The sequence below is a fragment of the Eisenbergiella tayi genome (assembly GCF_001881565.1).
Taxonomy (GTDB): domain Bacteria; phylum Bacillota; class Clostridia; order Lachnospirales; family Lachnospiraceae; genus Eisenbergiella; species Eisenbergiella tayi.
This window is the reverse complement of sequence record NZ_MPDJ01000003.1, coordinates 675,629-687,463: the sequence shown is the minus strand read 5'-3', so window position 1 is coordinate 687,463 and position 11,835 is coordinate 675,629. Positions and strand designations below refer to the sequence as shown.

Here is an 11,835-nt window from a genome sequence, read left to right as displayed (position 1 = left end):
GGCACAACCTCCTACTCAAACAGAATTCTTCTGCTTTCCCTCCAATCACCATCTACCGGCGGCCATTCATTGCCTTGAGTCATATAAATCCGATCAATACGAAGCCCTGATTTTTTACCCATAACAGATAAAATATGTTCCCCCGCATTCAAATCCAAAGCAGCAACTGCACGCCAATGCCATCTTTGTTTCATACTATATGTAAAAAATCCTCCATGAGAAGAAAATATCCGGTCTGCATCCTGCTGCATTCCATCTGCTAACAGGTAACAGGAATCACTGTCTGCATCTTCAAACTTCATCAACAGCCATACAAAATACGTCCCCGGATTCTGTATTCTAATCCGGTAATGCATTCCCGGCCCCTCCAGCGCATTTTCCCAGTATCTTCCTTTCCCCTCTATCATCATGGCAAAACCTGAACCGCCATCTGTTTCTGCCTGGGTATGGCTCCAATAATACTTTCCATCCGGAAGTGAGGCTGTTACATATGCATTTTCTGAGTTTTCTAATGCATACTCCGCTTCAAAAGCTGCTATTCCGTCGACCTCCATAAACAGTCCTTCCCCAAATTGATGCAATATATCTTTCGTACCATCCTGGCAGCATGTGTACCTGACGGCTCCCAAACGGTTCTCTTTCTCGTCACTGCGTGTATACAGCCTTTCTGTTTTCCAAAAATCCGGTGCCGCATACAGCATCGGAAGCAGCAGTTCCCTGTCAGCAGGATTCCCATAAAGTTCCCTCCAGAAGCCTGACTGATTCTCTTCTGTATTTACCGGAATCATATCTGCTCCTTTCGCCGTATTCCACTTTATTCCATCATAAAAAGCACTCTCAAAGGGGCCGAAATTACTCTCCTTCCATTTTTCTGTATAGATAACCAGTTTGTTCAGCGTCACATATTGATCCACAGGATATATTTTTAATATATGATAGCCTGATGAAAGCCAGGGAAGCATATGATAGAGCTTTTCTCCATCATTCATAACAGCGTCCTTCCAGCAGCCCTTCCACTCATCAACCGTATCCGTTTCTATAAGAACAGGCCGTTCGTTATCCACCCCAACAGCAAACCGTACTTTTCCCGTTGGATTCAGTGTCAGAAAACGGTGTATCTCCAGCAAAAATGCACCGCTGTTCTCCAGGAAAAACGGATACTTCAGATAACAATCCTGTCTTATATCTGAAATACCGGGAGCATCGGACTCAATTGCACTGTCCTGAGCTGATTCCAGAAATGCCTCCATTGCCGCTCCCCAGCCTCTTCCCAGATATTCTATCTTCCTCCAGGCTGCTTCTTTCGTACACACATTTTCGCTGTATCCATCGGCAGGGATGGATATATAACCGTCTGCTTCCGCATAAAAAGCATGCTCCCTATACGGATAAGCCGTCTCTTTCTCAGCCTGTATCTCAATTTCATACCTTATTCCATCTTCTCCGGTAATAATAATCTGCCCTGTTCTGCCCTGTTCAAAGCATATCTTACGTTCGCTTTCGCGGATACGAACAGTCAGTATTTTTTCTGCCGCAACACAGCCTTCTGTTTCACTGACCTCCAGCCATTTCGGGACTGCCGCCTTATAGCCAATCTCTCCGCATCCTTTATTAAAAAGGGTAATTATCTTTTCTATTCCCCCATGCGAATGAAATATAAAATTATCCTCCCGGATGACTCCAAGAGAAGCCGCTCCAATAACCAAAGCCGGTTTGGCTGCCGGATACAGTACTGTCGGAGGAGGCGAAAAACTTTCGGGTGTTAAAATACCTTCCCATTTTCCGTCCTGCATCAAATGATTATAGTAATATAACAGTTCCTGTTTCCTTCGATCCATCTGTCTTGATTTTTCCAGATAGCTGTCTGCCGCCTGCATCCCTCCCTGCTCCCAGAAAAACCGGCTCCTGTCTGCGAAATAAAAAGAAGCATTTATATAATAAGAAGCTTGAAGTTTCATCAAAAACAATTCGAAAAAGGCATCTTTTTCCTCTTCCGGAAGAAACTGATAAATTTTTCCCGCTCTGTCCGATAAATCTTTTAAGATATCAATCCTGTACTTTGCCTCATTCCCATATGCGTTCTGTGAAAACTTATCCGACTGCAGATGCTCTGGTTTACATACATTATTAATCTGTGCAAACAAATTATAGATTTCTGCCGCATCCATGCCAAAATTTCCGGAAAAATTTCTGTTAATCCAGCGGTATATAAACTGAGTTACATCTTTTGTATTACTTGTGTTCTTCCCTGCTTCCCAACTATAGCGCAGGAAAAATTCCGTATCTATTTCCAAAGGTTTCAGGGCTCCCACGTTCAGTACCCACATTTTTCTGATACCGGATTCCCAACACTTTTTCAATTCATTCCCTGTTTGTGCCAGGGGAATGGAATTGAAAAAAAGATAACTCATACCGGGGGACGCCCAATAAGAGGCATGATAATATAAGCCATTCCCGCCTTTTCTCTCCTGCTCCTCTTTTCCGGGATAACGCCGCATATATCCGAAATTATCATCTACCCATATCAATGTTACATCCTCAGGAACCTGCAGGCCCCCGTCATATAAATCCAGAACCTCCTTATATGGAATAAATGTCTGCGGCACATTATTCCCTTTTTCTTCACCCAATACTTCCTTTAAAATCTCTCTCTGATCTGAAATCACCTTCTCCAACAAATGAATCTTCTTTTCTGTTCTTTCAGACTGCGTCAGAGAGGTATCCTGATCAATGACTTCCGTTACGAATCCCGAATCATGAATCCCACGCATGCCAACGGTATAGCACACCTCATAATTTCGGTTCATTTCCACACTTTCTGCCCAATATTCCTGAATTATTTCCCTGTTTTCTCCGGAAAGCGAGTAATCATATCTGATATTCTCATAGTTTTTTTTCTTCAGCCATGGAGTCCATTCATTCTGGTTGCTGCGAAGCAGCATATCACAATGGGATGTTCCGACAACAATCCCCATTTTCTCAGCCAGTCTTCCGTTTTCAGGGTTACTGTTAAAGTAATTCACATGCATGGCAGGCCAGATATAGTTTGCTTTTAACCGCAGCAGCAATTCAAAGATATGTGCATAGGTTTCCGGACCGATCGTATCATCTTTTGTATGTATCTTTGACCAGGCATCCAGTTCTTCCTCGTCATTCAGGAAAATCCCTCTGTACTGTACATCCGGCCAGTCCGCTTTACTGTAATCGTTTGAAAAAGCAAAATGCTTCTTTTTTCTTACAGGAACATCTGCCCAGAAATACCACGGAGATACCCCTATCTGTTCACTTAAATCATAAATACCGAAAACAGTCCCTCTTCGGTCTGCTCCTATAATACAGAAAGAATTATCGGAAATCTGATGCAGATATGCTTCCCAGCGACCCACTCCCTGTGCATCTCTTATTTTTTCCAAAGCAGGCAAAACTGCTTCAGGCATAATTTCAGAAAACCAGGGGGTATCCATAGTAGCAACGATTATCTCCGGTCCATTCTCCTGAGCAGTCCTTCCGGTAATATTTCCCGGTTCCACAACGCAGTCACACACTTTTTTTATATCTTCGGCTAAATTCAGGATCGCGCATTTTACCGCACTGTTTTCTTTTTCAGAATAAATAATACGTATTTTTTGTCCTGCTTCCAACAGGACAAAATCTCCGGCTTTTTTCATTTTCTCTCCTTACATGATTAGCCTTTAACGGCTCCAATCATCACACCTTTTTCAAAATACTTCTGGATAAACGGATAGATGCACAATACCGGCACTGTAGAAACAATAATCACAGCAAATTTAATCTGATCCGCATACTGCTGTGCATAGCTCCCTTCTCCTGCGCCTGTGGTACCTGCCATAGCCTGGTTGCTGATCAGAATATTCCTCAGAATCGTTTGAAGCGGCTGGTATTCATCCTTATTCAAATAAAGCAGCGCATTAAAAAAATCATTCCAGTGGCCTACCGCATAATACAATGTTATTACAGAAATAACCGCTTTGGATAAAGGAAGGACTATAGACAAAAAATATCTGAAATGAGAACAGCCATCCAGTTCCGCCGCTTCCTGCAGTTCTGCCGGTATAGAATTCTCGAAAAAAGTCCTTGTAATTATTACGTTGTAGACACTTACCGCTCCCATAATTATCATAATCAGCGGAGAATTGGTAAGATGCAGTGTTTTCACCAGCATATATGTAGGTACCATACCTCCTCCGAAGTACATAGTTATAACAAAAAGCGGCATCACAACACGGCGCGCCCTGAATCTGCTCTGCGCCAGCACATAGGCTGCCGGAAGAGTCACCGCCAGATTCAGCAGGGTTCCGCATACTGTATAAATAATTGTATTTTTATATCCTACCCAAAGATCCGTCCTCTCGAGTATTTTGCGATATCCATAAAAATTAATATCCTTTGGCAGCAAAGATACCAGCCCCTGATTTACCATATTAGAATTACTGAACGAGGCAATAACAATAAAATACATGGGGTACAAAACAATCACCAATGCGGCAACTGCAATCACCGTTGCAATGATATAAAAAATACGGTCTGACAGGCTTTGCTGCATTCTCTTTCCTACTGTTTTCATCTTCTCTCCTCCTACATCAGACTGATATCCGCAGCCTTCTTCGACACCATATTGGCAATCATCAGAAATGCAAAGTTAATAACCGTATTAAAAAGCCCTACTGCGGATCCAAAGCTGAACTGCCCCGATTGTACGCCTATATTAAAAACATAAGTCGAAATAACTTCAGATACTGACAGATTCAGGTCATTCTGCATCAGGAATACTTTTTCAAAACCAACGCTCAGCACACGTCCCATATTCATAATCAAAAGTATAACAATGGTAGGAACAATTGCAGGCAGCTCCACATGGATCACCTGCTGCCAGCGATTAGCGCCATCTACCTTTGCGGCATCATACAGCTGCCCGTCCACAGAGGCCAGCGCCGCTATAAAAATTATACTGTTCCATCCGGCAGACTGCCAGATTCCTGACAGCACATAAACCGGTACAAAAGCACTGGGAGTGCCCAGCAGATTTATTGATTGCGGTATTATATGTAAACTTTTAAGAAGATTACTGACTACGCCGGTAGAAGGTGAAAGCAAAATCTGAAGTATGGCAACCATGACCACCGTTGAAATAAAGTAGGGCATGTATACTGCGGTTTGCACTACCCTTCTCAATTTCTTCTGTCTCAGTGAATTAACCACCAGAGCCAAAAGAATCGGAGCAGGAAATCCGCATACCAGAGTGAAAAAAGAAATAACAAAAGTATTTCTAAGAGTAGTCCAGAACATGGGACTTTCGAAATATTGGATAAAGTATTTAAACCCTACCCAATCACCACCAGTCAGTCCTTTGGAAAAATCGTATTTACGAAATGCGAGCTGTATTCCGTACATAGGCACATAGCAAAATATAATAATATAGGCAAGAGCCGGCAATATCATTGCCCAAAGCTGCCAGTCTTTTTTTAAAGCAGACAAAATTTTTCGTCCCATAGCATACCTCCGTTGGTATTTTTTTAATTAATTATCTGATAAGAGCCGGGAAAACTAACTCTATATGTTTTCCCGGCTCCTGAATTCTTCAGATTACTTCATCGATGTCAGATATCTCTCATACGCAGTCTGTCTGATTTCCAGATTCTGTGTCAGACCAATGTCATATACAGACTGTACATAAGCATCCCATTCTTCTTCAATATTTCTCGAAGAATCCGTAAGCCATGCGGAATATGTCTGATCAACAATATTATTTATATTAGCCTGTGTCATTGCCAAATCGGAGTTTTCATCTGTAGTATAAGTTATGAATTTGGCCGGATAAGTCTCACATTTTTTCTCCATCATATCCAGCGTTGCTTCAAGAGGAATTCTTTCCTCAAGGACTCTCTGCATATCTTCACCCATTGTCAGCTTATCTTTCATATCATCCGGAATATAATAAGGGCTGTAATCTGCAAAGGAATTTGTCCATTTCCATGTACCTGCATCAATACTGGAATCCGCAGGAGGGAGAACAGTATAGGTTCCATCTCCATTATCCTGAAGACATTTATCCACATCATTCATGCCGCCAAACAAAACTTGAATTCCTATATCTTCTGCATAAAAAGCATCAATAAATTTCACAGCTTCCGCTTTATTTTTGCAGTTTGCACTTAAGGCTGCTGTAGCAGCATTAACCGAGTTATTATCCGAATAATAGCCCCAATAAACCTCATTTTCATCGGAATCCGCATGCGGCTTCAATGCCGGCAGGGGCAGATACTGATCTGCCACACCAGTCCCGAATCGATCTCCGCTTTCCCAACCAAGGGTAACACCAACTTTTGCGGTACTTCCCTCTCCGCGTGCCAGTGATTGAAACTTAGAATAATCCTGTGTAATAACTTCTTCATTTATCAAACCTTCCCCATACAGCTTCTGCAGCCATATCATAAAGGTCTTATAGCGTTCATCCACACGATAATTCTTTACTTTACCATCTTCTACGAAATAACCATCACTTTCATTCATCATGGGCACCCCAAAGCATCCCAGCATAAAAGTGGGAAACCCGGAAAAATCCAGCGGTATTTCATCTTTTGTATCTCCATTGCCATTGGGATCTTCATTTTTGAATGCAATAAGGACTTCTTCCAATTCATCCATTGTTGTCGGTACCTGTAATCCCAGATTATCCAGCCAGGTCTTGTTTATATACAGCACCCTGTTTGTTCTTGGCCAGAGACTTCTGTAATTTGGAATCCCATAAATTGCTCCATTTTCATCTGTACTTAGTATTCTCAGCTCCGGATGATCCTCAAACATCTTAGCAACATTGGGCATTTCACCTGAATCTATATAAGGAGCCAGATTCTCGAAAAGGCCATTATAAGTTGCAAAATCTGTCGTAACTGTTGCTTTGACCAAAATATCCGGAATATCTCCTCCGGCAAACATAACACTTTTTTTCTGATCCCAATCTGCAGTTATCTGCTGCCATTCCACATCAACTCCATTTTCTTCTTCCAGCAGATTCAGCCATTCCATCTCATTTACATCTTTTGTGAGACTATGTTTGGAAATCAAAGCTGTAAGCTTCACCTTTTCCGTATCCGAACTTTCCCTGCCCTGTACCGCTGTATCTGCATTTGCAGAGGTCTTACCTCCATTACCTGTAGAATTACCACACCCTGCCAGACAACATATTCCCATACAGCCAGCCAGAATCAGTGCCAACCATTTTTTTGCTTTCACTTTTCTTCTCCCTTTCCTGATACATTCTCTTAGTACCTATAATATTAATGTCGACATCATTATGAGATTATTATATTGGAAAAAGGCCTGGCGAAAAATGGGTCAGATTTTGTTTTATGTGTTATTTTTTCTCTGCCATCATCTTATCTCTGCTGGCAGTAGGTGTCAGTCCCGTTTCTTCTTTGAATACCTTCGCAAAACGTCTTGCATCCTCAAAACCGACCTTCTGAGAGATTTCCAAAATGCTCATATCCGTGTTTAAGAGAAATTTTTTACTTTTTTCAATACGCAGCTTTCTCAGGTAAGAACTGAAATTTTCTCCTGTAAATTCTTTAAAAGTAGTTGAAAACATGGAATAATTCATAGAAACATAATTGGATACCTCAGCCATATCTATCGGTTTTCCATAGTTCTGCCTGATATAGTCAACCGCCCTCTGCATTTTATATCTGCTTACACCGGTAACCTCCGTATCACCGGAATTTCCCATATCAGGACTTTCCACACCCCTTTTCCTGAGAATTTCTTCTGCATTCCAAAGAATCTTTCCAAGTTCCTCCCTGTCAACCGGCTTTAATAGATAATCCATAGACTGAAATTTCATCATACCTTTCACATATTCAAATTCTGCATAACCGCTGATTGCAACTATGAGAGGACGTTCTTCCGCATCCAGATTGTCACATATCCACCTCGAAAGTTCCAATCCTCCCATTATCGGCATTTTTATATCTGTCAGGACAAGATCATATCTGGTATTTTTCAAATATTCGACTGCATCCTTTCCATTACGGCATTCCGTTATTTCACTGTAGGGAACTCCGCTGTTCTCAATCATTACATAAATTCCATATCGGATCATTTTTTCATCTTCCACCAGTAAAATCCTTCTCATACTATCTCCTCCGCATGTATTGTCATCACTACTTTTGTATAACAGTTTTCTCTGGAAAAAATTTCAACACCATAGTCTTCTCCATACATTAGCCGGATTCTTTCATGAATATTATGCAGCCCGATTCCGTTCGTTGAGTTATTTCCTCCGCCTCCGCTGCGAATCACTTCCCGGACCTTCTCCAACTTTTCCTCATCCATTCCTTTCCCCATATCAGTCATTTCTATAAAAGCACAATCATCCTTTATATAAGCTTTCAAATAGATTGTTGTATCCTCCGCCAGTTCATCCAGTCCATAGGAAATAGAATTTTCTGCTATAGGCTGAAGGAGCACTTTGGGAACCTTAAGATTTCTTGCAGGATCTTCCACATTTTCACTGAGATTAATATAATAATCATATCTTATATTACACAGCTTCAAATAGCTTTCCAGATAAGAAATTTCTTCCTGCAATGTAACGCTGTGGCTGTCAATCCGCAGATTATAGCGGAACATTCTTGCCAGTGCCAAAAGTGCATCGGATACGTTGTAAATCCCTTTTACCTCCGCCATCATCTTAATTGAATCCAATACGTTATAGAGAAAATGGGAGTTGATTTGTTTCTCCAGACTTCTGAGCTGTGCCTCTTTTACCATTACTTCCCTATGGATATTGATTTCCATCAACTGCTTTACTTTACCAAGCATCCTGTTATATTCCATTGCAACCGCATTTATTTCCACCTGCTCCAGTCTGGGAATTTCCACATCCAGATTTCCATTTTCCACTTTCCTCATACATTCGGAAAAGATATCAAAATCATGCAGCAAACGTTTTACAATACGATTAATAGCTTTAAGCAAAAGAACCGTCATCAGAACTTCTATCAACAGAATTCCTATAATCTGCACAGCCATAGTCTGATACTGTTTCTTCACGGAGGTAATCTCCATCAGATAAACACCCTTTCTTTCATTTCTGCTTACCGACAGAATCACAGGAGAATGCTTCCATACACCATGATAAATTTGTATTCCCTGTGCATCATAATCATCCAGTGAAGCAACTCCCATCATTGCCTCCAGATTTTCCCTGGTAATACCTCCAAAATTTCCTTCTGCCTCTATCCCTAAAATCCTGTTTTTTGAATCAATCAAAAATATATCCTGATTCTGCAGTCCACTATATAGTTCCGGCACAATAGCCTTCATTGGCAGCATAATCTCAAAAATGCCGGTCAGTTCACTGCTGATTCTTATCGGGATAACAAAAGAAGCCATATTTTTCTCTGTAAAATAATCCGAATAGGTTCCATAAGACTGCTTATCCGTTACATTCATGTACCATGCACCATTATATGTAAGGGAATTTCTGTCCTCATACCAGAGACTGTCCTTCGCTCTGTCCATACTATATAAATAAGAAGAATATTCCCGGACACCCGGATAATCCAAATGAATTCTCGCACTTTGTACCTGGCTAATACTGGTAATTACCCTAAGAGCCGACAAAGTCTGTTCCTGAAAAATATAACGGTTATATTCTCCCAGACTGCCGTCAATAGCGGCCTTTCCCACCTCCGTAATAAAGGTTGTATCAGACCATACCGTCTTGGCCATCAGTTCTATTGTATTCATTTCATAGTTCATATCGTCAGCCCTGTTCTGAAGTTCTTCATATACTTCCTCCTGGATTTTGCCAACCTGATTTTTATAAATGAGCGGAAGAGAAATACATGCCAGACAGAGCAAAGGCAGCAGTGAAAAAAGCAAAATGGAAAGCCTTACTTTTTGGTGCAGCGTCTGATCGGTATATTTTCTTTTTATTTTCTTAATCATAGCATCCTCCGGACTTGTATTTAATAAATTAGTATTAATACTATATATAATACCAGAATACAGTTGTTTTTTCATTCATAATTAAGCTGTCACCGTTTTCTCTCAGTTGGGCAAATAAGAGGAGTTTCACCGCAAAACAGTAATTCCTTACCATTAAACCATGGATTTTTATTTTGTCAAGCCCATTGTGGGCCTGAACGGTAACCTTAATTGCTTTTTCGGGATCGAGAAATATAATAGAGGCTGAAATTATTAGATGTGATAAGGGTCAAGTCCAAAAAACCGCCAAATTGACAGCGGGAATGTATCTATGCGCATATATTTCGGTATTACCTGTCATAGCCTTTACGAGCTTTCATTCGGTTTATTGTTTATTTCTGCGTCAACTATTGTTTTGTCAATAGTTCTCTTTGCTTTCATTAAGTATGCCTGTGTTCCCTCTGCAGCCACTGCCTGGGACTCATCCCAAACCTGTTTCGGAATATTTTATGAAAATAAGAGGTTGAATGATACCCTGTTTTTGCCGCCACGTCATCCAAAGACAATTCCGGATTATCTGTCATCAGCCTGCAGGCCTTCTGCAGCCTGATATTTGTCAGATACTGCAGAAAGGTGCTTCCGGTTTCCTTTTTGAATATATAGCTAAGATAGCTGGGATTGATCGAAATATACTCAGCCACCTGTTCCAGCGCAATATCCTGTTCATAATGCATTTCCATATATTCACAGGCCATGGCAATTTTAGACGAATATTGTTCCTGCTCGGCAGGCGTGAAGGAATCATACCAGAAGTTCAGCGATTTTTCCATAAAAGCACAAAGTGTCCTTTTATCATGTACCGTTTCTGCCTGCTGCTGATAAAGCTGCCGTATTGTTTCCGGAGACAGACTGATCCCGGCAATCAAAATATTAGCCGCCAGCGCCTCCGTAAAAACCAGAAGGAAAATTAATATGATATCCCAATCGGGATCACAGACTTCATTAATATAATCAGTAATACTATACTCAAACATAAGAACACGTATAGCCGGCTGCAGCGTATGCTCTGAAATCCTGACGGCGATCCGTTCTCTGACAGCCGCTTCTGCCGGAAGAAAAGATAAGACAAGATCACACAGCGCTCTCTGATATGGCAGGAAAATATTCTGTATCCCTTCTTCCTCCGAAAAAAGAGAAATCCCGCAGGCCATTCCGACAAATGTTCTCTGCAGCAAAGTGCGCAGTTCTTTAACTCCGATTCGCACAGAATAATTCAACAGGAAAACACTCCAGTTATTATGGGAAAACACATAGCAATTATCAAAATAAGCGGCAATCCCGGGCTGCAGCTTCTCCGCTTCAAAAGCAGGAATCCCCGCAGCACAAAGGGCAAACCAAGGATTAGGAAACAGTCTCTTGATCTCATCCTTGGTTAAATCCTGCTCCTGAAACTGTCCGCCCGAAAACAGCATCAGCCTTATTTTCAAAAGCATATTCTTAATCTGCGCCTGTTTTTCTTCACCAATCTCTTTCAAACGGCGAATCAAATAAGCTTTATCAACCGGTTTCGTCAAATAATCCGCTACATGCAGCTTCAGCGCTCTCTTCAAATACTCCTGATCCTCATATCCGCTGACAATAATTAATCTGCATTGAGGATGAGCTCCGCTGATTTGTTCCAGCATGGTCAGCCCGTCTATCTCCGGCATATTGATATCTGCAATAATCACATCCGGACACCCGTCGGCCAGCTTTTCCATCGCGTCCACTGCATCCATGGCTGTCATTATTTCAAGCGCAATCTCCTTCTGTTCCCCCAGCATGATTTCGAGCCCCTTCAACACGATATATTCATCATCTACCAGCAATACTTTCAGCCCCATATTT

General features: G+C 41.4%; 7 protein-coding genes. All 7 read right to left on the bottom strand.

The window, feature by feature from the left end:
• Positions 1-11: 11 nt before the first annotated feature.
• Positions 12-3,668 (bottom strand): glycosyl hydrolase 115 family protein, encoded by a 3,657-nt coding sequence (locus BLA28_RS14355; protein ID WP_071699239.1) that lies wholly within the window; start codon positions 3,666-3,668, stop codon positions 12-14.
• 17 nt (positions 3,669-3,685) lie between these two features.
• Complete coding sequence (locus BLA28_RS14350; RefSeq protein ID WP_009250354.1) at positions 3,686-4,585, bottom strand: carbohydrate ABC transporter permease; 900 nt, start codon at positions 4,583-4,585, stop codon at positions 3,686-3,688.
• A gap of 11 nt (positions 4,586-4,596) precedes the next feature.
• A complete protein-coding gene (locus tag BLA28_RS14345; protein ID WP_069158511.1) occupies positions 4,597-5,511 on the bottom strand; it encodes an ABC transporter permease in 915 nt (304 codons plus the stop codon).
• A 93-nt stretch (positions 5,512-5,604) separates the two neighbouring features.
• Positions 5,605-7,254, bottom strand: coding sequence for an extracellular solute-binding protein (locus BLA28_RS14340; RefSeq protein WP_207648287.1), 1,650 nt, complete (start codon positions 7,252-7,254; stop codon positions 5,605-5,607).
• A gap of 121 nt (positions 7,255-7,375) precedes the next feature.
• On the bottom strand, positions 7,376-8,149 hold the full coding sequence (locus tag BLA28_RS14335; protein ID WP_044968195.1) for a response regulator transcription factor: 774 nt from the start codon (positions 8,147-8,149) through the stop codon (positions 7,376-7,378).
• Complete coding sequence (locus tag BLA28_RS14330) at positions 8,146-9,969, bottom strand: sensor histidine kinase (RefSeq protein WP_069158512.1); 1,824 nt, start codon at positions 9,967-9,969, stop codon at positions 8,146-8,148. The genes BLA28_RS14335 and BLA28_RS14330 overlap by 4 nt, the downstream gene beginning before the upstream one ends.
• Before the next feature lie 419 nt (positions 9,970-10,388).
• Positions 10,389-11,831: a response regulator gene (locus tag BLA28_RS14325; RefSeq protein WP_069158513.1), complete on the bottom strand. Its 1,443-nt coding sequence runs from the start codon at positions 11,829-11,831 to the stop codon at positions 10,389-10,391.
• Positions 11,832-11,835 lie beyond the last annotated feature (4 nt).

Excerpts from the sequence above, each read along its gene's own strand:
- BLA28_RS14330 (WP_069158512.1), bottom strand. The coding sequence starts at position 9,969 with ATGATTAAGAAAATAAAAAGAAAATATACCGATCAGACGCTGCACCAA.
- BLA28_RS14350 (WP_009250354.1), bottom strand. The coding sequence starts at position 4,585 with ATGAAAACAGTAGGAAAGAGAATGCAGCAAAGCCTGTCAGACCGTATT.
- BLA28_RS14335 (WP_044968195.1), bottom strand. The coding sequence starts at position 8,149 with ATGAGAAGGATTTTACTGGTGGAAGATGAAAAAATGATCCGATATGGA.
- BLA28_RS14355 (WP_071699239.1), bottom strand. The coding sequence starts at position 3,668 with ATGAAAAAAGCCGGAGATTTTGTCCTGTTGGAAGCAGGACAAAAAATA.
- BLA28_RS14345 (WP_069158511.1), bottom strand. The coding sequence starts at position 5,511 with ATGGGACGAAAAATTTTGTCTGCTTTAAAAAAAGACTGGCAGCTTTGG.
- BLA28_RS14325 (WP_069158513.1), bottom strand. The coding sequence starts at position 11,831 with ATGGGGCTGAAAGTATTGCTGGTAGATGATGAATATATCGTGTTGAAG.